The 21514-nt window shown below is 67.2% G+C and carries 20 protein-coding genes; 9 read left to right on the top strand and 11 right to left on the bottom strand.

Annotated elements, in window-relative coordinates; translation table 11 throughout:
* Positions 1 to 8: 8 nt before the first annotated feature.
* Positions 9 to 1865 carry a TolC family outer membrane protein gene (locus GTZ97_RS15545; protein WP_236651250.1) on the bottom strand — a complete coding sequence of 619 codons (1857 nt, stop codon included), beginning with the start codon at positions 1863 to 1865 and terminating at the stop codon, positions 9 to 11.
* A gap of 213 nt (positions 1866 to 2078) precedes the next feature.
* On the opposite strand from GTZ97_RS15545, the gene GTZ97_RS15540 reads away from it, so the two are divergent.
* Together GTZ97_RS15540 and GTZ97_RS15535 are read left to right on the top strand one after the other, a co-directional pair.
* A complete protein-coding gene (locus GTZ97_RS15540) occupies positions 2079 to 2789 on the top strand; it encodes a transglutaminase-like cysteine peptidase (protein ID WP_236651249.1) in 711 nt (236 codons plus the stop codon).
* 28 nt (positions 2790 to 2817) lie between these two features.
* Positions 2818 to 4737: a bifunctional diguanylate cyclase/phosphodiesterase gene (locus GTZ97_RS15535; RefSeq protein WP_161651705.1), complete on the top strand. Its 1920-nt coding sequence runs from the start codon at positions 2818 to 2820 to the stop codon at positions 4735 to 4737.
* An 86-nt stretch (positions 4738 to 4823) separates the two neighbouring features.
* Here the strand turns inward: GTZ97_RS15535 and GTZ97_RS15530 are convergent, their stop codons facing one another.
* The 4 genes from GTZ97_RS15530 to GTZ97_RS15515 all read right to left on the bottom strand — a co-directional run bounded on the left by GTZ97_RS15530 (position 4824) and on the right by GTZ97_RS15515 (position 9682).
* Complete coding sequence (locus tag GTZ97_RS15530; protein ID WP_236651248.1) at positions 4824 to 6266, bottom strand: HlyD family type I secretion periplasmic adaptor subunit; 1443 nt, start codon at positions 6264 to 6266, stop codon at positions 4824 to 4826.
* A 22-nt stretch (positions 6267 to 6288) separates the two neighbouring features.
* Positions 6289 to 8469: a type I secretion system permease/ATPase gene (locus GTZ97_RS15525; protein WP_161651703.1), complete on the bottom strand. Its 2181-nt coding sequence runs from the start codon at positions 8467 to 8469 to the stop codon at positions 6289 to 6291.
* Between the two features lie 69 nt (positions 8470 to 8538).
* Positions 8539 to 9084: an NUDIX hydrolase gene (locus tag GTZ97_RS15520; protein WP_161651701.1), complete on the bottom strand. Its 546-nt coding sequence runs from the start codon at positions 9082 to 9084 to the stop codon at positions 8539 to 8541.
* Between the two features lie 28 nt (positions 9085 to 9112).
* The gene (locus GTZ97_RS15515) at positions 9113 to 9682 is read right to left on the bottom strand and encodes a chorismate--pyruvate lyase family protein (RefSeq protein WP_161651699.1); all 570 of its coding nucleotides are present in this window, start codon (positions 9680 to 9682) and stop codon (positions 9113 to 9115) included.
* 61 nt (positions 9683 to 9743) lie between these two features.
* Between GTZ97_RS15515 and pgeF the strand changes: the two genes are divergently transcribed.
* The gene (gene pgeF / locus GTZ97_RS15510; RefSeq protein ID WP_161651697.1) at positions 9744 to 10550 is read left to right on the top strand and encodes a peptidoglycan editing factor PgeF; all 807 of its coding nucleotides are present in this window, start codon (positions 9744 to 9746) and stop codon (positions 10548 to 10550) included.
* On the opposite strand, the gene GTZ97_RS15505 is transcribed toward pgeF, so the two are convergent.
* The gene (locus tag GTZ97_RS15505) at positions 10473 to 10775 is read right to left on the bottom strand and encodes a hypothetical protein (protein WP_161651695.1); all 303 of its coding nucleotides are present in this window, start codon (positions 10773 to 10775) and stop codon (positions 10473 to 10475) included. The two genes, pgeF and GTZ97_RS15505, sit on opposite strands and share 78 nt — an antisense overlap.
* Before the next feature lie 568 nt (positions 10776 to 11343).
* Here GTZ97_RS15505 and GTZ97_RS15500 point away from each other — a divergent pair.
* Genes GTZ97_RS15500 through GTZ97_RS15490 form a run of 3 tightly spaced genes read left to right on the top strand, consistent with a single transcriptional unit; the run spans position 11344 to position 14997 of the window.
* Positions 11344 to 12990: a PHA/PHB synthase family protein gene (locus GTZ97_RS15500; protein ID WP_407926748.1), complete on the top strand. Its 1647-nt coding sequence runs from the start codon at positions 11344 to 11346 to the stop codon at positions 12988 to 12990.
* A 48-nt stretch (positions 12991 to 13038) separates the two neighbouring features.
* The gene (locus GTZ97_RS15495) at positions 13039 to 14220 is read left to right on the top strand and encodes an acetyl-CoA C-acetyltransferase (RefSeq protein ID WP_161651693.1); all 1182 of its coding nucleotides are present in this window, start codon (positions 13039 to 13041) and stop codon (positions 14218 to 14220) included.
* A 39-nt stretch (positions 14221 to 14259) separates the two neighbouring features.
* On the top strand, positions 14260 to 14997 hold the full coding sequence (locus tag GTZ97_RS15490; protein WP_161651690.1) for a 3-ketoacyl-ACP reductase: 738 nt from the start codon (positions 14260 to 14262) through the stop codon (positions 14995 to 14997).
* A gap of 6 nt (positions 14998 to 15003) precedes the next feature.
* Here the strand turns inward: GTZ97_RS15490 and GTZ97_RS15485 are convergent, their stop codons facing one another.
* On the bottom strand, positions 15004 to 15354 hold the full coding sequence (locus GTZ97_RS15485) for a hypothetical protein (RefSeq protein ID WP_161651688.1): 351 nt from the start codon (positions 15352 to 15354) through the stop codon (positions 15004 to 15006).
* A gap of 123 nt (positions 15355 to 15477) precedes the next feature.
* Positions 15478 to 16176, bottom strand: a complete 699-nt coding sequence (gene lexA / locus GTZ97_RS15480; RefSeq protein WP_161651686.1) for a transcriptional repressor LexA — start codon at positions 16174 to 16176, stop codon at positions 15478 to 15480.
* Between the two features lie 98 nt (positions 16177 to 16274).
* Here lexA and GTZ97_RS15475 point away from each other — a divergent pair, with 98 nt between their 5' ends.
* The gene (locus GTZ97_RS15475) at positions 16275 to 17267 is read left to right on the top strand and encodes an asparaginase (protein ID WP_161651683.1); all 993 of its coding nucleotides are present in this window, start codon (positions 16275 to 16277) and stop codon (positions 17265 to 17267) included.
* A gap of 4 nt (positions 17268 to 17271) precedes the next feature.
* Here the strand turns inward: GTZ97_RS15475 and GTZ97_RS15470 are convergent, their stop codons facing one another.
* Complete coding sequence (locus tag GTZ97_RS15470) at positions 17272 to 17883, bottom strand: methylamine utilization protein (protein WP_161651681.1); 612 nt, start codon at positions 17881 to 17883, stop codon at positions 17272 to 17274.
* Between the two features lie 23 nt (positions 17884 to 17906).
* A complete protein-coding gene (locus GTZ97_RS15465) occupies positions 17907 to 18425 on the bottom strand; it encodes a group I truncated hemoglobin (RefSeq protein ID WP_201748311.1) in 519 nt (172 codons plus the stop codon).
* Positions 18426 to 18584: 159 nt separating this feature from the next.
* Between GTZ97_RS15465 and GTZ97_RS15460 the strand changes: the two genes are divergently transcribed.
* The gene (locus GTZ97_RS15460) at positions 18585 to 19430 is read left to right on the top strand and encodes a DUF3034 family protein (protein ID WP_201748310.1); all 846 of its coding nucleotides are present in this window, start codon (positions 18585 to 18587) and stop codon (positions 19428 to 19430) included.
* 28 nt (positions 19431 to 19458) lie between these two features.
* On the opposite strand, the gene GTZ97_RS15455 is transcribed toward GTZ97_RS15460, so the two are convergent.
* Complete coding sequence (locus tag GTZ97_RS15455) at positions 19459 to 20208, bottom strand: SDR family oxidoreductase (RefSeq protein WP_161651677.1); 750 nt, start codon at positions 20206 to 20208, stop codon at positions 19459 to 19461.
* Positions 20209 to 20278: 70 nt separating this feature from the next.
* Between GTZ97_RS15455 and GTZ97_RS15450 the strand changes: the two genes are divergently transcribed.
* The gene (locus GTZ97_RS15450; RefSeq protein WP_161651676.1) at positions 20279 to 21514 is read left to right on the top strand and encodes an efflux RND transporter periplasmic adaptor subunit; all 1236 of its coding nucleotides are present in this window, start codon (positions 20279 to 20281) and stop codon (positions 21512 to 21514) included.

Here is a 21514-nt window from a genome sequence, read left to right as displayed (position 1 = left end):
AGCGGGGCTCAGCGGTTGCTCTCCGCAACGATCACCCAGTTGCCATCGTCCTTCTGCCAGGTCAGCGCCTTGGCGCTGGTGTCGTTGTAGCCCTGCGAACGGTAGGTCTGGCTGAAACGGGTCACGACGGCATTGTTCTGAACCGACGTCTTCACGTCACTGACACGCACTTCGATCGGACCAGGCTTGCTCACCATGCGACGACGCTCGGCCTCCCAGCGGGCGTGCGAGCTGCGGGCAGGCGCGAAGGACTTGCTGTAGAAGCCCAGGTAGCGCTCGACATCCTTGGCCGTCCAGGCCTCGGCCCAGCCCTGCAGGCGTTCGTTCACGGTGGCCAGGGCGGTCGCGTCCGGCGCGGAGCTCACGGGCGCAGCAGCAACGGTTGCTGGTGCGGCGATGCTGCTGCTCATGGCCGGGGTGGCCATTTTGCGGGCGCGATCGTTCAGTTGCTCGCGCGTGGCGCCTTCAGGCTCGACCGTCACCACCGGACAGCGTTGAGCTGCGTCGCCCTCGGCTCGCCAGTTGTTGGCGGCGTCGGCGCCGGTGTTGTCACGGCTCAGGCCGAGCGTGGCCGTGAGCGTGTTCTGGGCGGCATGGGTGCGGGCGTAGGCCAGCATCAGATCCTGCTCGGCGTTGGCGTAGGCGCGCTTGGCCGTGTAGAGCTCGTTCTCGGCGTTGAGCAGATCCAGCAGGCTGCGCTGGCCGATGTCGAACTGCTGGCGATAGGCGTCGCGGGCCTTCTCGATGGCCAGGACGTTGCGGTCCAGCGCAACGAGTTGCTCCTTGAGCTTGCGGATGTCGTTGTGGGCGATGGCCACGGTCTGGCGCACGTCGCGGCAGGCCTTGTCGCGCAGATCCTGGGCCTGGTTGAGCAGGTCGGCGTACTGGCGTACGCGGGCCTGATCCGAGCCGCCGTTGTACAGGTTCCAGTTCAGCAGCAATTCGGCAGCGGTGTCACGCTTCTGATCGCGCACGCCGTCGAAGTTCTTGCCGAAGCCGCTGCGCACGCGGGCTTCTACGCGAGGCTGGTAGGCGCTGTCCTGAACACGGACATCGGCCTGTGCGGCGCGCACGTTTTCGATGGATGCGCTGATGGTGGCGTTTTGGGCCAGCGCCAGGCTGATGCTGTCGGTGTAGGTGGCCGGCAGGTTGCGATCCAGGCCTGCTGCAGCGGCCTGGCCGGCGCGCGGCGCCTCGCCCACGATGCGCAGGTAACGGGCGCTCACGTCGTGCAGGTTGGCACGCTCGGTGGTCAGGTTGGACTCGGCCAGGGCCAGGCGGGCGTTGGCCTGTTCGGAATCCACGCCACGGCCCACGCCTGCCTTGAACTTGCTTTGCAGCTGGTCGAAGACGTACTTGTGTTGCACATAGTTCTCTTCGGCCAGTTCAACCATGCGGCGGAAGCGCTGCACGTCGATGTAGGCGCGGGCGGCTTCCAGGGCGGCGTCTTCGGTGGCGCCCAGGAATTCGAAGTAGCGCACCAGGCGGGCATGGCCCAGGCGCTCGACCTCGTTGCGGGTGGCCTGGCCGTTCCAGAGCACCTGGGTGGCACTCAGGGCGATGCCATTGCGGGTGAGGCTTTGCGATTCGGGGTTGCGGGTGGTGATGCGGTCGCTGTCACGACCCACACCGGCGCTCAGGTCGACGCGGGGCCGGTAGGCGCCACGGGCCACATCCATCTCATTTGCGGCCGCACGCAAGGCGTTCAAACGGGCAGTGACCTCGGGATTCTGCGAGATGGCCTTCTGTGCTGCGTCGGACAGACCGCTCAGAGCGGCGCTCTGAGGGGCATTCTGGGCCAGGGCCACGGTGCTCAGGCTGGCCAGGGCCAGAAGGGTCAGACCGGTCTTCAACTTCATGGACATCTCGATACCTCAGTGCGGTTGTTGCTGAGCGTCAGGCAAAGAAACAATTTCTAACCGATCATTCTGGCATCAAAAATTTCCTCTTGAAATGCGGGCGCCCCCCTGGGTGGATGGGTGCCCCCCGCGGTTGCAGGGTCCCCTCCAGGGGCGGGGCTGCCTGGTCAAGTTTTCCCCCTGGGATGCCGATGAACCAGTGTGGATCGCCCCTTTTCCATGCCCTCGCTCTATCCGCATGCCGCTGGCCTGGGCTGGCCGGGGGAGGTGCGCGCGCGCCTGAAGCGCGCTGGCCGCTGGCTGCGTGGCGCACTGGTGGCCGCGTGTCTGATGCTGGGGGCCGTGCAGGCCTGGGATTCGCCCCGGGTGCTGCAGCAGGCGGGGCGCATGGGGCCGGGCACGGCCGCGCGCGCGCAGATGCTGATTCAGGAAATCGCCGAGGCCGCCGGTCAACCGGAAGTGGCCCGGCTGCGGGCCATCAATGCGTTCTTCAACCGCCAGGTGTTGTATGCCGACGACCGTGAGGTCTGGGGCCAGGTTGACTATTGGGCCTCGCCGCTGGAAACGCTCGCCAAGGCGCGCGGCGACTGCGAGGATTACGCCATCGGCAAGTATTTCTCCTTGCTCGCGGCCGGCGTCCCAGGTGTGAAGATGCGACTCGTGTATGTGCGGGCCGACATGGGCGGTGCGGTACAGGCCCACATGGTCCTGGCGTACTACCCCGAACCCGATGCCGAACCCCTCATTCTGGACAACCTTGTGACCGACATCCGCCCTGCATCCCGCCGCCCCGACCTCACGCCTGTCTTCAGCTTCAATGCAGAGGGGCTGTGGCAAGGGGTGGGCACGACCACGGCCGGTGACCCGACTGCGCGGCTGTCGCGCTGGCGCGACGCGCTCATGAAGGCGCGTTCGGAGGGCTGGTGGTGATGCAGGAACGCAACAGCCAGGAGCACGCATGTCATTGATCCGCCAGATCTGGTTGCTGCTGCTCGCCACGCTGCTGATGGCGTTTGTGGGCAGTTTTGCCGTGTGGATGTGGTCGGCTCGGGGCTACCTCGAGACCCAGCTGCGGCTGAAGAACGCCGACAACGCCCAGTCGCTGGCGCTCAACCTGTCGCAGCAGCGCGGCGATGTCACCGCCATGGAACTGACCGTGGCGGCCATGTTCGATACCGGCTTCTACCAGCGCATCACCCTCAAGGACGCGGGCGGCCGCGTGGTGGTCGACCGCGAGATGGACGCCCGTGTGCTGCCGCGTCAGGCGCCGCAGTGGTTTGTACGGATGATGCCGGTGCAGTCTGCGCCGGGGGTGGCCCAGGTTTCCAACGGCTGGCGTGCGGTGGGCTCGGTCGAGGTGGTCAGCCACTCGAGCTTTGCCCATGCGCAGCTGTGGCAGGGGGCGATTCAGACCGCCGGCTGGCTGGGTGTCCTTGGGGCGCTGTCCGGGCTGGTGGCCTCGTGGGGCGTGGCGCGCATCCGGCGCCCGCTGGATGGGGTGGTCGGCCAGGCGCAAGCCTTGATGGACCGCCGGTTCGTGACGCTGCCTGAACCCAAGGTGCCGGAGCTGGCCCGACTCGGCGGCGCCATGAACACGATGGTGGTGCGCCTCAAGGCCTTGTTCGACGAGCAGGCCGCTCAGGTGGAGCTCCTGCGTCAGCAAGCGCACTGCGACCCCTTGACCGGGCTGTCGCACCGACGGCATTTCATGGCGCAGCTGACGGCGTTGCTCGACAGCGAAGAGCGCGCCACGCATGGTGCCCTGTACCTGATCCGGGTGCTGGACCTGACCGGCATCAACCGCACGCTCGGCCACCGCCACACCGACGCCTTGCTGCAGCGCATTGCCAAGGCCTTGGGCGAGGTGTCCTCCGGCGTGACCGTCTCGGCGCTCGGGCGGCTCAATGGTGGCGACTTTGCCGTGTGCCTGGCCGGCGGCGACGTCCCGCTGCCCGAGGCGCAGCATTATGCGGATGCGCTGCGCCGGGCCTTTGCCGAACACGCGGTACAAGGCGGTGTGGTGGTCGGGGCGGTGGCCTGGCGCCGCGGCATGCGCATGCACCAATTGCTCGCCGCAGCCGATTCGGCGCTGGCCCTGGCCGAAAGCAAGGGCGTGTTCTCGGTGGAGCAGGCCTTGTCTCCGACGGACCAGACCCCGGTGCGAGGCGAAGACGAATGGCGCCGCGTGCTGCACGCTGCGCTGATGGAGCGGCGCGTGCAGCTGGGGGCCTTCCCGGTGGTGGATGCCCAGCGGCGCCTGGTGCACATGGAGTGCCCGATGCGGCTGCAACTCGACGAGGCAGGTGAGCCCGTGTCGGCAGCGCACTGGCTGCCCATGGCCATGCGCACCGGCCTGACCTCGCAGATCGACGAGCTGGCAGTCGTGCTGGCGCTGGAGGGGATGGCGCAGGACCACGCCAGCCGCGGCGTCAATGTGTCGCCCGCGTCGCTGCTGGACAGCAGCTTCGTGCCGCGTCTGCGCGATCACCTGCTTGAGTCGCCACAGCTTGCCTCGCGGCTGTGGCTGGAAGTGGCCGAGCCGGCGGCGATCGAGCGTCCCGATCTGGTTCACGAGTTGTGCCAGCAATTGCGCCCCCTGGGCGTACGCGTCGGCCTGGAGCATGCCGGTGAGCGCCTGACCCGGGTGGAGGCGCTGTTCGAGGTGGGGCTGGACTACATCAAGCTGGATGCGGCTGTGGTGCAGGGCGTGGCCCAGGACGCGAGCCGCGCCGCCTTCGTGACGGCCACGGCCAGCATGCTGCACGGCCTCGGCCTGCAGGTCTATGCCGAGGGCGTCAACGATGCGGCCGACATGTCGGCGCTGTGGCAGTGTGGGGTGGACGGCGTGACTGGCCCGGCTGTGCGCCTGGCGTCCTGAGGTGGCGACCCGAGTCCGGCGCGCCGGACGAGGACGCAGGGTCAGCGCCCACTAGTGCCCCCATTAGCGCGCCCACTAGCGCTCGGTTAGCGCTCGGTTAGCGCTCGGTCGTGTGCCTTGAGCACCGGCTTGAGCAGGTAACCCATTACCGTCTTCTTGCCTGTGAGCACATCCACCTCGGCTGTCATGCCCGGCATGATGGGCATGCCTTCCTTGATCTGCGGTTGCGTGGTGCGCACGCGCACAACGTAGTAGGTGTTGTTGCCGCGCTCGTCGGTGACGGTATCCGGGCTGATGTTCTCGACCACGGCGTCCATGCCGCCATAGATCGAGAAGTCGTAGGCCGTGAACTTGACGGTGGCCTTCTGGCCGGGGTGGATGAAGGCGATGTCGCGCGGCTGGATCTTGGCCTCGAGCACGAGCGCGTCGTCCAGCGGCACGATTTCGACAATGTCCCGTCCCGGGCTCACCACCCCGCCGACCGTGTTGGCCAGCAGGCGCTGCACGCGCCCGCGCACCGGCGATCTCACCTGGGACTTGTCGACCTTGTCGGCCAGGGCCACCGCGCCTTCATTGAGGGCATTGAGGCGGGCGAGCACGTCGGACAACTCGCGCCGCGCCTCGTTGCGGAACGACAGATCGGTTTCCTGAATCTTGCGCGAGGCCTCCGCAATGGCGGCCTGGGCGCGGGCGCTTTGCGCACCGGCTTGCTCCATGTCGCCTCGGGCCCGGCTCACCTCACGTTCGAGCCGCAAGACTTCGACCTCTGACACGGCGCCCGTGCTCAACAGCGGCCGGGTTTTGGCCAGCTCCTGCTGCGACAGGTCGAGGCTGCGGGCGGCCGAGCTGCGTCGGGCTTGCGCCTCGCTGAGCTCCTGACGGCGCTGGGCGAGCTGCTGTTCACTGATCGACACCAGTGCCATCAGCTCCGAGCGTTTGGCGTCATACAGCTGGCGCTCTTCATCCAGAATGCGCGCTTCTTCCTCGTTGCCATCTTGCGCGGCGGGCGGGGAGAAGCCCGTGCCCTCGGCCAGGGCCTTCAGTCGTGCCGCCTTCACCCGCAGCGAAAACGCCTGCGCCGCGCTCTCGCGCACACCCGAGGTGGCGCGTGTCTCGTCGACCTTGAGCAGGAGCTGGCCGGCTTCCACTACCTGGCCTTCCTTGACCAAAATCTCTGACACCACGCCGCCATCCAGCGACTGGATCACCTGCAGTTGCCGTGAAGGGATCACCTTGGCCTCGCCCTTGGTGACCTCGTCGATGGGTGCCACACTGGCCCACACCAGCAAGACGACCGTGACGACGACCGCGCTGCGAACGAGCGTCTGCGCGCGATGTGTCTTCGCGGTGGACATGATGGCCTCGGCCTCCTGCTCGAAGCTGCGCATGCCGGCCTGAGCGGCGGCAGAGGGGTCGACTCGGGGGCCTGCCAGCTTGTCCAGCAGCCGATCGGTGACGGGGGCGCAGCCCCGGCGAATGCGCTCCAGCACGTCCAGCGTGCCTTGGCCCATGCGTTGCAGCGTGCTCATGCCGTGATCCTTCGGGTTCTCATCACGATGCGCGGGCGATGCGGCCGGCGGCCAGCGCCTGCATGATGCGGTCGCGTGGGCCGTCTGCCACGACGCGGCCCTGGTCGATCACGATCACGCGGTCCACGAACGACAGCATGGACGTGCGGTGGGTGACCAGCACCACGGTCTTGTTCTGGCAGAAACGCTGCAGCTGCTGTGTCACGAAAGCCTCGGTCGAGAAGTCCATGGCGCTGGTGGGTTCGTCCAGGAGCAGGATGGGTGCGTTGTGCAGCACGGCACGCGCAATGCCCACGCTCTGCCTCTGGCCGCCCGAGAGCAGCTCGCCGCGCTCACCCACCGGCATGTCGAAGCCCTGCGGGTGGCGCGAGACGAACTCGCTCAGACCGGCCACTTCGGCGGCGGCGAAGATGGCATCGTCGCGGGCGTGCGGCATGCCGAATGCGATGTTGTCGCGCAGCGAGCCGTAGAACAGCTGCACATCCTGCGAGACATGGGCCATGTTGCGGCGCACGTCGGCCGGGTCGAGCTGTCGCAGGTCAATGCCGTCGAGCAGCACGGCCCCCTCGCTGGGTGCGTACAGGCCCAGCAGCAGCTTCTGCAGCGTGGTCTTGCCGGAGCCGACCTTGCCGATGAAGGCGACCTTCTCGCCAGGCTGCAGCTTGAAGCTGACGTCCTGTACCGAGGCGTCCTGACGGCCGGGATAGCTGAAAGACACATGGCGGAACTCGATGGCCCCCTTCAGTTCGGCGCGCTCAAGGCGACGCTGGGAGGCCTCGCGCTCGACATCCTTGGCCATGATCTGGTTGAGCGATTCGAGCGCGGTGCGCGCGCCCTGGTACTGCATCAGCAGTCCCACGATCTGGCCGGCTGGTGCCAGCGCCCGCCCGGCCAGCATGGTGGAGGCGATCAGACCGCCCATGGTCAGTTGCCGATCACTGATCAGGTACACGCCGATCAGCACGATGCTCACCGTGGCCAGTTGTTGCAGCGTGGCCGCCGCATACACCGAGCCGGATGACAGCCGGCGCATGCGCACGTTCAAGGTGGCCAGGAACTGGTTGGCCCGCTCCCAGCGGGCCTGGATCTGGTGTTCAGCGCCTTGCGTCTTGATGGTCTCGATGCCGGTCAGGCTCTCGACCAGCGTGGCGTTACGCTGGGCGGCAGCCTGGTAGGTGCTTTGCGACAACTCATGGAGGCGGTGCTGTGCGATGTAGCCCATCACCAGGATGCTGACGAAGACCAGCACCACAGGGATGATCAGCCAGGGCGAGATCCACGCCATCACCAGCAGGAAGAGCAGGGCAAAGGGCAGGTCGACCAGCGCCGTCACGGTGCTGGAGGCAATGAAGTCACGCACCTGCTCGAAGCCTCGCAGGTTGGACGCAAATGAGCCGACCGACAGGGGCCGGTTCTCCAGCCGCATGCCCAGCACGCGTTCCATCAGCCGCGACGAGATCAGCACGTCGATGCGCGCGCTGGCTTCATCGACGAAGTGGCTGCGCAGCAGCTTCATGAACAGGTCGCTGCCCAGCACCAGTACCACGCCAATGGCCAGCACCCACAGCGTTTCGACCGCATGGTTGGGCACCACACGGTCATAAACGTTCATGGAGAACAGCGGCAGGGCCAGCGCGAACAGGTTGATCAGCAGCGCGGCCCACAACACATCGCGGTAGACGAAGCGCTGGGCCTTCACCGGGCCCCAGAACCAGTGGTCGGCCGCCTGCGGGCGGGGGCGTGGCGTGCGTTCGTCGAGCCGGAAATGGGGGCGAACGAACAGGGTCACGCCGCTGTAGCGCGCCTGCAGGGCACTCAGCTCCATCGACACGGCGCCCTGGCCGGTCTCGGGCAGCAGCACCTTGCAGCGCGCGCCTTCTCGCGACAGCAGCACGCAGGCCTGCTGGCCCTGGAGCAGCAGGATGGCTGGCAGTGTGGCGGCGTCGATCTCGGTGAGTGCCTGGCGCTGAAGGCGGGTGGTCAGCCCGGCTCGTTCTGCTGCCCGCTCGGCCAGCGACAAGGGCAGTGCGCCGCGCTCGAGCGGCAGCCCGGCGGACAAGGCGGCCCGGCTGGCCACTTGGCCGTGCAGGCGCGCCACCTCGACGAGGCAGTCCAGCAGCGGGTCGGGCGTGATGAGGTCATCGCGCAGCCGGGGCTCGGCCGTGGCGGTGTCCGCGGGTTCGGGGGCGTCTACAGGGTTCATGCTGCGCTTGTCGGGGACCACGCCCAGGGTTCGACCAATGCGGTTGACTGAATCGGTTTTCTGGGCGCTTCAGCGGATATCGGCGCAATACACGCCAAATTGACCGGCCTGTCGTTCGGCGAAGTAACGCTCCAGCGTCATGCGCACCGTTCGGAAGGCCAGTTCGTCCCAGGGAATCTCTTCCTCCCGGAACAGCCGGGCCTCGATCGTCTCCGGGCCGGGATCAAAATCGTTATCGAGCAGCCGCGCCCTGTAGAACAGGTGTACCTGCCCGGCGCTCACCACATTGAGCACGCAGTACAGCCCCAGCATCTCGATGCGCGCGCCGGCTTCTTCGTCTGTTTCGCGCCTGGCGCCCTCTTCGGTGGTTTCCCCCAGCTCCATGAAGCCGGCTGGCAACGTCCAGAAGCCCTTGCGGGGTTCGATGTTGCGGCGGCACAGCAGCACCCGGTCTTCCCAGACGGGCAGGGTGCCCACCACATTCAGCGGATTGACGTAGTGGATGTGGCCGCAGCCCGGGCAGATGGCCCGGTCGCGGTTGTCCCCCTCGGGCACCTTGTGCTCGACCGGGGTGCCACAGACCTGACAGTGTTCGATGCGCCGGGTAAAAAACATGCAGGCAGTGTAGGGCAAGACCCCGGGCTCAACCGTCGGGCAGCGCTGACAACCGGGACAGCGCGGCGGCAAAGCACTCGGTGACGAGCAGCGGTGCGCCGCGGTGGCGGAACACCGAGCTGCGGCCCCAGACTGGCGCGTCGTCGTCCGTCGGGCCGGGCAGCGCAGCCCATTGACGACGGCAACGACCATGCTCCGGGCCTGTCATGGGCCAGCGATGCACATGCAGCGGATCCCGGCGGATGCCCGCGCCATTGAACAGCACTTCGGCCAGCGGCCGGTTGCCCAGGCCGCGTATGGCGCGCCAGGGGCCCCGCGCATCGGCGAGCCGTGTGGCACTGCGCGCCCAGACAGCAGGCCGGGCATCCAGCCACAGAACCACCTCGCGCACGTGGCCATGCGCGACGCCCAGAACGCCCCGCTCATGCGCCCACAGGCGCCGTGTTCCCTGCGTCAGAACCTGAACCCGCACGGTGCCATGCCGACGCAGTCGCGCCGTCAGCGAGCCGGGCGCTGTCAGCCATTCCGGCAGGCGGCCATGTGCACACGCATGCCGTGCCAGCGGAAGAGGGGATCGGTAGGCATGTGGACCACGCATCGCGCACAATCATAGCGGTGCCCCTTCCATGGGTTCCGCCAGCGCCCGTTGCACGTTTGCCATGTCTCTTGCGCCCACCCGTCTTTCCGACCAGCCGCTGCCTGCAGGCTGGCTGCGTCCGCTGGCGCAGCTGCCCGGTGTGAGCAGCCTCAGCAGCGCCCGTGCCGGCGGGCACAGCGTGGCGCCATATGCCACCAGCAACCTCGGGCTGCATGTGGGCGACGATCCGCTGGCCGTGCAGCGCAACCGCGCCGAGTTTGAGCGGCGACTGGGCATGTCGTGTGTCTGGCTGGACCAGGTCCACGGCAACCGGGTGCTGACGGTTGACGCACAGACCTTGCGTGCCCAGCCTGCCGACGGTGCCATCACGGCCGAGCGCGGCGTTGGATGCGTCGTGATGGTGGCTGATTGCCTGCCAGTACTCATGGCGGCGCCCGAAGGCCGCGCCGTGGGAGCGCTGCACGCGGGATGGCGAGGCTTGTCGGGGGCAGGCGAGATGGCGGGGCAGGGCATCCTGGAGACCGGCGTGCCGGCGCTGTGCGAACTGGCTGGCTGTGAGCCGGCCGACATCACTGTGTGGCTCGGGCCCTGCATCGGGCCGACGGCCTTCGAGGTCGGAGCACCGGTGCTCGAAGCCTTTGGTGTGGGGCAGCAAGAGCCGCATCCGGCGTTTCGCCTGCTAAACGGGGGGGAGGCACCCAAGTGGCGCGCAGATCTGCATGCCCTCGCGCATGCGCGGCTGGGCCGCCTGGGCGTGCGTCACATCCACGCGCAAGGCGATTGCACGGTCTCAGACCCCGCCCGGTTCTTTTCTTTCCGCCGCGATGGGGTCACCGGCAGGCAGGCCGCTGCCATCGGCAGGCAGTGAGGGGGCCTCGGTGGCAGCAGCCAGCGCGAGTTCGCGGGCTTCGGCCGCCCGGCGAGCGCGACGCCGCGCAGGCGTGCCAAGGATGTACATCACGATGGCCACGGGCGCCAGGCCGTAGAAAAGGAAAGTGATGATGGCGCCGAGGATGCTGCCCTGAGGATGCGTGGCTTCAGCCAACGTCATCATCACGGCCACGTACATCCAGGCGATGGCGACGATCCACATGCGAAATCCTGATGTTGGCACTGAGGTTGCTTTCCCGCAGGCCATGTACAAACAAGCCCGCCCCGGCGTCCGAACGTGCGGGAATGTCGTGAGGATGCTGCGACATGCGCCCGGCGCGCTGACATGGCGTCAGAATACGGCAACATGCCACGGGTAAGCTTTTCGGTCTGTGGCGATATACGCAACACGAAGGAGACATATGGCAGACACCCCGCGCGTGCGCGCTGGCAGCGGCACCCCCAGCAAGACGGCTTCCCGCAAGACCGCCGCGGGGCGCAGTCGGGCCAAGCCGGGCGTGAAGGCGTCGACATCTGCCACGCCCTCCGCGGCCCCTGGGCCAGAGGCGTCGGCTGCGCCACAGGCTTCGGCGCGCGAGGCCTTCCAGACCGCCGGTGCCGCGTTCGGTGCGCAGGCGTTGCCAGATTGGGCTGCCTTCGTGAAGCCTGCAGCCGGCCTGCCCACCTGGCAGGATTGGATGAAGGCCTTCCCGCCTCAAATGCCCGGCGGCCTGCCCGGTCTGACGGGCGTGCCGGGTCTCTCGGGGCTGCCAGGCAACCTTGGCGAAGCCATGGCGGCCATCGGCAGCAGCATGGCCGAGACACTGAAATCGGTCGCGGGCCTGACCGTGCCCTCCGACAAGCTCAAGGCCATTCAGGACGACTACCTCAAGCAGGTCACCGAACTGTGGAACCAGGCCCTGGCGCAATCGGCTGACATCGGCTTGAACGACAAACGTTTCGCTGCGCCCGCCTGGCGCGACAGCAAGGTCAGCTCCTTCATGGCCGCCGTGTACCTGCTCAACGCCCAGACGTTGCAGCGCCTGGCCGAATCGCTTCAGGGCGATGAGAAGGCCCGCCAGCGCGTGCGCTTCGCCGTCCAGCAGTGGGCCGATGCTGCTTCACCGGCCAACTACCTCGCCTTCAACCCCGAGGTGCTCAAGAAGGCGATCGAGACCAAGGGCGAGAGCCTGCAGCAAGGGCTGCAGCATCTGATGCACGACCTCAAGCAGGGCCACATGTCGCAGACCGACGAGCGCGTCTTCGAAGTGGGCCGCAACGTGGCCACCACCGAAGGCACGGTGGTCTTCGAGAACCGCCTGTTCCAGTTGATCGAGTACAAGCCGCTGACGGACAAGGTGCACGCCGTGCCCTTCCTGATGGTGCCGCCTTGCATCAACAAGTACTACATCCTCGATCTGCAGCCTGACAACTCGGTGGTGCGCTACCTGCTGTCGCAGGGCCACCGCGTGTTCATGGTGAGCTGGGTCAATGCCGACGAGTCGCTGTCCAAGGTCACATGGGATGACTACATCGAAGAGGGCGTGATCCGCGCCATTGATGTTACCCGCGAGATCGCCGGCACCCCGCAGATCAACGCCCTGGGCTTTTGCGTGGGCGGCACTCTCATCGCCACTGCGCTGGCCGTGCTGGCCGCCAAGGGGCGCAAGCCCGTGGCCAGCCTGACCCTGCTGACCACCTTCCTGGACTTTGCCGACACCGGCATCATGGACGTCTTCGTTGACGAGGCCATGGTGCGCATGCGCGAGATGACGCTGGGGCCCGACAGCCCTCGAGGCGGCGGGCTGATGCGCGGCGCCGAACTGGCGGCCACCTTCTCGTTCCTGCGCGCCAACGACCTGGTGTGGAACTACGTGGTGGGCAACTACCTCAAGGGCGAGATGCCCCCGGCGTTCGACCTGCTCTACTGGAACAGCGACAGCACCAATCTGCCGGGCCCCATGTACGCCTGGTATCTGCGCCACACCTACCTTGAGAACAGGCTGTGCAAGCCCGGGTCCACCACCGTCTGCGGCGAGCCGGTGGACTTCGGCGTGCTGGACATGCCGGTGTTCATCTATGGCTCACGCGAAGACCACATCGTGCCGTGGGAGGGGGCCTATGCCTCGACCCAGCTGGTCTCGGGCGACGTGACCTTCGTGCTGGGTGCTTCCGGCCACATCGCCGGCGTGATCAACCCGCCTGAAAAGAAAAAGCGCAGCCACTGGCTGACTGGCCCGGGCGTGCGCGCCTTGCCGGCCACGGCCAAGGAGTGGTTTGCCTCCGCTCAGGAGCAACCAGGGAGCTGGTGGCCGGTGTGGGCAGAATGGCTGGCGCGCCAATCTGGCGCCAAGGTGGCCGCCCCCCGCCAACCCGGCAGCGCGGCCCACCGACCCATCGAGCCCGCACCCGGGCGTTATGTGTTGAAGAAGGCCTGACCCACCCACAAGGCGGGCAGGCATGTGTACGACTGAAGGAGAAAATCCATGACCGACATCGTCATCGTTGCAGCGTCCCGCACCGCAGTGGGCAAATTTGGCGGCACCCTCGCCAAGACCCCAGCGGCCGAGCTTGGCGCCATCGTCATCCAGGATCTGCTCAAGCGCACCGGCGTGCCGGGCGAGCAGATCAGCGAAGTGATCCTGGGCCAGGTGCTGCAGGCCGGCTGCGGGCAGAACCCGGCGCGCCAGGCCGTCATCAAGTCCGGCTTGCCCAACGGCGTGCCGGCCATGACGATCAACAAGGTCTGCGGTTCCGGCCTGAAGGCCGTGATGCTGGCCGTCCAGGCCATCCGCGATGGTGATGCCGAGATCGTGATCGCTGGCGGCCAGGAAAACATGAGTCTGTCGCCCCATGTCGTACCCAACTCGCGTGATGGCATGCGCATGGGCAACTGGCAGATGGTGGATACCATGATCAACGACGGCCTGTGGGACGTGTACAACCAGTACCACATGGGCATCACCGCAGAAAACGTGGCGAAACAGTACGGCATCACCCGCGAGGAGCAGGACGCGCTGGCGCTGGCCTCGCAGCAGAAGGCCGCTGCGGCGCAGGAAGCCGGCCGCTTCAAGGATGAGATCGTGCCCGTGGTGATCCCGCAGAAGAAGGGCGACCCGATCGTGTTCGACGCCGACGAGTTCATCAACCGCAAGTCCACCGCGGAAGCGTTGGCTGGGTTGCGGCCTGCTTTCGACAAGGCTGGCAGCGTGACGGCGGGCAATGCGTCTGGCATCAACGACGGCGCGGCCGCCGTGATGGTGATGAGCGCGAAGAAAGCGGCGGAACTCGGCCTGACGCCGCTGGGTCGCATCGCTTCTTACGCCAGCGCGGGTCTGGATCCGGCCACCATGGGCATGGGTCCGGTGCCTGCTTCTCGCCGGGCCCTGGCGCGCGCGGGCTGGCAGCCAGCCGACCTGGATCTGCTCGAAATCAACGAAGCGTTCGCGGCCCAGGCCTGCGCGGTTCACAAGGAAATGGGCTGGGACACCAGCAAGGTCAACGTCAACGGCGGGGCGATTGCCATCGGTCACCCCATCGGCGCCTCCGGCTGCCGTGTGCTGGTGACGCTGCTGCATGAAATGCGCCGACGCGACGCCAAGAAGGGCCTGGCATCGCTGTGCATCGGTGGGGGCATGGGCGTGGCCCTGACCATCGAGCGTGATTGAGCCCTATCTCCTGACGAACACCTCATTGAGGAGCATTGAATGAGCAAGAAAGTAGCGTACGTGACCGGTGGCATGGGTGGCATTGGCACGGCCATCTGCCAGCGGCTGCACAAGGACGGCTTCACCGTGCTGGCAGGCTGCGGCCCCAGCCGCGACTACAACAAGTGGCTGGACGAGCAGAAGGCGCTCGGCTACGAGTTCTACGCCTCGGTGGGCAATGTGTCCGACTGGGAGTCGACGGTCGAGGCCTTCCGCAAGGCCAAGGCCGAGCATGGCCCGATCGATGTGCTGGTCAACAACGCCGGCATCACGCGCGACGGCATGTTCCGCAAGATGACCAAAGCCGACTGGGATGCGGTGATCGACACCAACCTCAACAGCCTGTTCAATGTGACCAAGCAGGTCATCGACGACATGGTCGAGCGGGGCTGGGGCCGGATCGTCAACATCAGCTCGGTCAACGGCGAAAAGGGCCAGTTCGGTCAGACCAACTACTCGGCCGCCAAGGCGGGCATGCACGGCTTCACGATGGCCCTGGCCCAGGAAGTTGCCAACAAAGGTGTGACGGTGAACACCGTGTCGCCGGGCTACATCGGAACCGAGATGGTGCGCGCCATTCGTCCCGACGTGCTGGAAAAGATCGTGGCCACGATCCCCGTCAAGCGCCTGGGTACGCCGGAGGAAATTGCCTCCATGGTGGCCTGGGTGGCCTCTGACGAGGCCGGCTTTGCCACCGGCGCCGATTTCTCGGTCAACGGCGGCCTGCACATGGGCTGATGCCGCTCAGGCGGCCGCCTCCTGCTCGCGCACGAGGCGGTCGAGCGCGGCACAGACTTCGGCGAAGCGCCCGCTGATCACGGTGCGTCGCGCGTCGCTGGGGTCGCTGCTGATGCGCACCCGACCGCCTGCGCTGGCGGCGGGAAACGCGACCACCTTGGCGCCCGCACGGGTGCCAGGTGCCTTTTGAGGAGGGGTTGCGCGCGCACCCTGATTTGCCGGGACCGTCCACGGGGTAATGGGGCGCGGGCGCACCGGTTGACCGGACGAGGGCCGCGCGGCGGGGGGCTGTGCCTCAGAGGCCTGTGCAGCCATGGCGCTGCGAACGAACAGGGCGCGTGCGAAATGGTGAATCATGTTGAACTCCTTTGACATCAGGGAAGTTCGGCAGGATTCATGACAGGGCCACCACACGGGATTGCAGCGTCTTGTGGACGATGCGAATGCCCGCCACCCGCGTGGTGGGGGAACACAGGGCGCTCAGAAGCCGTTGCGGATCAGACCCACGGCCAAGCCTTCCAGCTCGAAGTCGGCCGTATCAGGGCCGACCACAATGGGCTCGAAATCGGGGTTCTCAGGCAGCAGCGCGATGCCTTGTGCATTGCGTTGAAAACGTTTGACGGTAACCTCGTCGCCCAGTCGCGCCACGACGATCTGGCCGTTGCGAGCCTCGCGCGCACGCGCCACGGCCAGCAGATCACCATCAAGGATGCCGGCGTCGCGCATGCTCATGCCGCGCACACGCAGAAGGTAATCCGGCTTGCGGGCGAACAGGCTGGGCTCGACCGAGTAGGTTTGCTCGACGTGTTCCTGCGCCAGGATGGGCTGACCGGCTGCCACCCGACCCACCAGTGGCAGGGCCAGTTGTTCGAGCCCGGGCAAGGGCAGAGAGGTGCCCAGGCCGGCAGCGCTGCGGCTGCTGCCGCGGCGTCCGTCATGCAGGCCGCGCAGCGTGCCGGCCTTGAGGCGAATACCACGCGAGGTGCCGCCCACGAGTTCGATCACGCCTTTGCGGGCCAGGGCCTGCAGGTGTTCTTCAGCGGCGTTGACTGAACGAAACCCCAGCTGTGCTGCGATTTCGGCCCGTGTCGGCGGCGCGCCGGTGGTCGCGATCGCCCGCTGGATCAGCTCGAAGATTTCCTGCTGCCGAGGGGTGAGTTTGGGGCTATCGTTGGCCATGGTGTGGGCGGTCGGGGCGAAACAAGCGTCTCGATGTCTGGCATTTTATACAGGGCTGTTGTTTTGTCCAGTGGTTTAGTGAGCGAGGTGGGGTGCTGATGCAACGCGTGGTGGTCTTGGGCACCGGTGGCACGATTGCCGGGGTGGCGCAGGCGGGCATGGCCGAGGGCCGTTACCAGGCTGGGGTGTTGCCGGTGGATGCCTTGCTGGCGGGCCGGCGCCTGCCCGAAGGATGGCAGGCCAGCGCCGAGCAGGTGGTGGCCATCGACAGCAAGGATCTGACGTGGGCACATTGGCAGGCGCTGGCAGCTGCGCTGGCGCGCCATCTGGCCGAGCCGGATGTGGGTGGTGTGGTGGTCACCCATGGGACCGACACGGTGGAAGAAACCGCTTGCCTGCTGGATGTGCTCCATGATCAGCGCCGCCCCGTGGTGCTGACGGCGGCGATGCGACCAGCGACTGCCGCAGATGCCGATGGCCCTGCCAATCTGGAGCAGGCGCTGGCCGCCGTGGCCAGCCTGGCTGCGGCCGGGTTGGGCGGCATCTGGGTGGCTGTGCACGGGCGCCTGTGGCGCGCACGCGATGTGCGCAAGGCACACAGCCACGCCATCGATGCCTTCGACGGAGGGGGCGCGGCCCCCGCAGCGCTCTGGGATGAGGCCGGTGGCTGGCAAGCTGCCGAAAACTGGGGCGCGCGCGCTGAACAGCCCCCGTTATGGCATTGGCTGGCCAGGCAGACGCCGCCGCGCGTGGCCTGCGTCTTCAGCCATGCCGATGCTGATGGCTGGCTGGTGCACGCTGCCCTGGCGGCGTCGCAGCCCGATGCGCCGTTGAAGGGCCTGGTGGTGGCGTGTACCGGCCATGGCACCGTTCATGAGGCGCTCGAAGCGGCGTTGAAGGACGCCCAGGCGCAGGGTGTGACCATCTGGCGCAGCACGCGCGTCGCCCGCGGGGGCGTGATGCCGGCAGACGATGCGCCATGGCCGGCCACCGGCGGGCTGACGGTCGGGCAAACCCGTGTGGCGCTGACACTGCAGCTGCTGGCCCCGCCACAACGGCCTGATGTACTGGCTTATCTGATGGCGGGCTGAAGCATCAGGGCGCAGCCAGGCGCACGATCACCGGCGTGGAAGCGGTACGAAGCGCCTGTTCCACCCCGGGCCGGCCTTCGCCCATCGCCGGCATCCAGACTCGCACGCGGTGCTCGCCGTCGGGCACATCAATCGTGACGCGGCCCAGTGCGTCGGTCACACCGAAAAAGGGCGTGTCAACCACGTGGATGTGGGCCAGCATGCGGTCGTGGATGTTGCAGCCCAGGGTGGCGGTGCCGGCCTTGTCGAAGACGACCGGCGCCGCAGGCGTGCCGGCGTACAGTTTGATCTCGAAGGGCTTGGTCGGCGAAAACGAATAGACGTGGTGACGAACCGTGTCGAAGTTCGGGAAGTTCACGGCTGTGCCGGTCTGAACCACCAGTAAGGCGGGCACGAAGGCGCGCTGGCGTTGGCCCATCTCGGCCAGCGTGCCGGGCGGTGCGGCGGGACGCGTACCCCTGACCATCACCGAAACCGCGGCGCCAACCTGGGGCTGGCCTTCGAAGTTGATGACCTGGATGGTTTGCGGTGCCCCGTGGGCCGAGGCGGCCCAGAGGGCCAGCAGACAGGCTGACGCGGCGCGTCGGGCCGACGCATGCACAGAGGTGGGTCGCATGGTTGGCCTTTCCGTGTCGGCGTTCAGCGCTTGACGATGTCCCGCCGCGAAGGCGCCAACCGCTTGAGCAGCTCGTTCTTGGCGCCTTCGGAGACACCCGCTGCGTTGAGTTCGTCGCGCAGCATGGACACCATCAGGTCGAACTCGGCGCCGGTGATGCCCAGATCGGCGTGCGAACGGGCCATGGTTTCGCCTTCGTAGGTGCACGGGCCGTCGGCCACCTTGCAGACGTAGCTCGCCACGCTGGCTTTCAGCGTGCTCATCTTCACGCCGTCGAACGTGCGGCGGGTGCGCGGGTCGGTCGAGACGCGGTCCATGGTGCGGTCGGTGATCCGGGTCAGCGCCTCGGTGCCGCCCAGTTGTTGATACAGCGGGCGACTGTCCATGCGCGGCAGGCTGGCGCAGCCGCCAGCCATGACGGACAGCGCCAGGCACGTGGCCCAGGCCAGCCGAGGGAATGCGTCGAGAAGTGGGCGTTTGTGAGCGAAAACCATCACGTGTCCTTTGGCTGACTTGGGCATCATGGCCAGACGAGGGCTCATGTTCCCAGGTTATCGGACGATACAAGCGGAATTGGAGCCGATGCTCCCCTCTGGCTGTTAAGGGAAACCCCGATGTTGTCGACGCAAAGTGAACACGTGGGAAGAAGGTCAACCAGGGCCATGCCTCGCGGCGCGGCCGGCAGACCAGTGAGCGTCCTGGTGGCTTTGTCTGTGCTGGGCTCAGTCGCCCACGCGGGCGACCGCCTGCTCGGCACCTGGGGCGTGAGCCAGGTCGAAGGGGCAGGGGGCGGCGGCTTGGCACCCTGGGCCACCATCACGGGCACCGGCAGCAGCAACCAGATCGGTGGTTCGGCCTACGTCACCCGCATGAAGACCCAGGGCGACTACGAGCTGCGCATCGTGGGGGCCGCCGTGGGCGTCCATGACCGTGTGGAGTTGGGCATGGCGCGCTGGAGCTTCAGGTTGGCGGATGTGGTGCCCGGGCGCTCGCTCGAGATGAATGTGGCGAGCGTCAAGGTGCGGCTGGCTGGCGATGCCGTCTATGACCAGGACACGTGGATGCCGCAGATCAGCGTCGGCGCGCAGTACAAATCGGCGCAGGACCGGGATCTGGTCAAGGCGCTGGGCGCCAGCGCCACCAGCGACATCGACGTCTATGCCACCGCGACCAAGCTCTGGCTTGGGGCGGCGGCCGGGCGCAACCTGATTGCGTCGGGTGCCGTGCGCCTGACCCGCGCCAACCAGTTCGGTCTGATCGGCTTCGGCGGGCAAGGCGGCGAGAAACACCGCCTGCAGCTTGAAGGCAGCCTGGGGCTGATGCTCCGCGATGACCTGGTGCTGGGCGCCGAATACCGCATGAAGCCGAACAACCTGGCCTACAACCAGGGCACGGCCTTCCTGAAGGAAGACGACGCCTGGGATGTGTTTGTTGCCTGGTTTCCCGGCCGTCTGGGCAGCCTGACCCTGGCCTGGGTGAACCTGGGCAACATCGCCGGCAAGGACAAACAGGCGGGCTGGTACCTGTCTGGCCAGCTCTCGTTCTGATCGCCTGGCGGCACGCCGGGCGATGGCTTCACCGCCCGCCCGTCACGTCCAGGATGGCCGCGGCCGTGTAGCTGGCCGCATCCGACAGCAACCAGGCAATTGCCTGAGCCACCTCTTCTGGCTGCGCCGCACGCCCCATGGGCAGCGCCGAGGCCATGCGCTGGGCACGGTCCGGCTCGCCGCCCGTGGCGTGGATGCCCGTATCGGTGATGCCGGGCCGCACTGCCACCACGCGCACGCCTTCGGCCGCCACCTCGCGTGCCAGCCCCTGCGTGAACACGTCGATGGCCCCCTTGGCGGCGGCGTAGTCGACATACATCGCCGGTGAACCACTGCGTACCGCGCTGCTGGAGACGTTGACGATCACGCCGCCGTGGCCGCCATGCCGCGTGGACATGCGGCGCACGGCCTCGCGCGCGCACAGCATGGGCCCCAGCACGTTGACGGCCAGCATGCGCTGCAGGCGGGCGCCATCCATTTCGTCGAGTCGGGCGGTGCGGTCGATGATGCCGGCGTTGTTGACCAGGCCCGTCAAGGGTGGCAGCGCACTGTCGGCTGCAGCGAACAGTTTGTGGACGTCGCCCTCATCGGCCAGGTCGGCTTGAGCGATGATGACGTGTGGGGCACCCAGGTCGCGGCATGACTGCGCTACCTGCTCGGCCAGATCCTGGCGATGGGCGTAGTGGATGAGCAGGGCGTGGCCTTGTTGCGCCAGCAGGCGGGCCGTGGCGGCGCCGATGCCCTGGCTCGCGCCGGTGACGAGGGTGGTGGGCTGCATGGTGCGGACTTTACATGGCCTTAACCTCGGCTTCGCCTGCGCGACATCCTCAAGACGGACACTGCTGGACATGACAAGCTCGAACAGACAAGCGTGGTGGCGGACATGGCGCCTGCCTGCCGCGGTGGCGGCCCTGGCCCTGCTGGGGTGGGGGATCCGGACAGCCTTCTTTTCGAGCCCACCGCCGCCCCAGGTGATCACGGTCGAGGCGCGCCGCGCCGAGTTGGAAGACACCGTGCTGGCTGCCGGCACCATCGAGGCCGAAAAAGACGTGAGCGTGGGGGCGCAGGTCTCGGGCCAGATCAAACGCCTGCATGTGCAACTGGGTGACCAGGTGCGGCAAGGGCAGCTGATCGCCGAGATCGACTCCACCACCCAGACCAACACGCTGCGCAATGCCGAGGCGCAGGTGGCATTGCTGGAGGCCCAACGCAAGGCGAAGGAGGCCTTGCTGCGTCAGGCCGAGATCGTGCACGCACGCCGCAAGGCGCTGTTCGAGGCCGACGCGGCGGCCAAGGCCGAACTCGATGAGGCCGAAGCCACGCTGGCCACCACACGGGCCGAAGTGGCCGTGCTGCAGGCGCAGATCCGCCAGGCCACGATCTCGATGGACACGGCGCGGGTGAACCTGGGTTACACGCGCATCGCCGCGCCGATGGACGGCGTGGTCACGGCCGTGCTGGTCGAAGAAGGCCGCACGGTGAACGCCGCACAGTCCGCGCCCACGCTGATTCGCCTGTCCAAGCTCGATCGCGTGCTGGTGAAGGCCCAGATCTCGGAGGCCGATGTGGTGCGCGTGCGCCCTGGGCTGCCGGTCTACTTCACCATTCTGGGCGAGCCGGCGCGTCGGTACGAGGCCCAATTGCGCACCATCGAACCCTCGACCCAAGCCGACCAGGCCGACGCGACCACGCGCACGGCGACCAGCTCGTCGTCGTCCACCACCGCGGCCATCTACTACAACGGCTTGTTCGAGGTGCCCAATCCGGACGGCAAGCTGCGCATGGCCATGACGGCACAGGTTTCCATCGTGCTGGACAAGATCGACAACGCATTGGTCATTCCCGCCTCGGCGCTGGGCCGCTACGACCGCAAGACCGGCCGTCATGAGGTCAAGGTGCTCGAAGGCCCGGCCGACGAGCCTCGGGAACAGAAGGTCGTGAGCCGCAGCGTCAAGGTGGGTTTGAACAACCGCGTGCAGGCTCAGGTGCTCGAAGGTCTGGCCGAGGGCGACCGCGTGGTGGTCGGCGATGCCTCTGCCAACAGCGGTGGCGCCGGCATGCGTCGCTCGCCGGGGATGTTCTGA

Origin of the sequence: Aquabacterium fontiphilum (genome assembly GCF_009909205.1) — a bacterium.
Taxonomy (GTDB): domain Bacteria; phylum Pseudomonadota; class Gammaproteobacteria; order Burkholderiales; family Burkholderiaceae_C; genus Aquabacterium; species Aquabacterium fontiphilum.
Note: the sequence above shows the minus strand (reverse complement) of the source record. Positions and strands in the feature narration are given on the sequence as shown.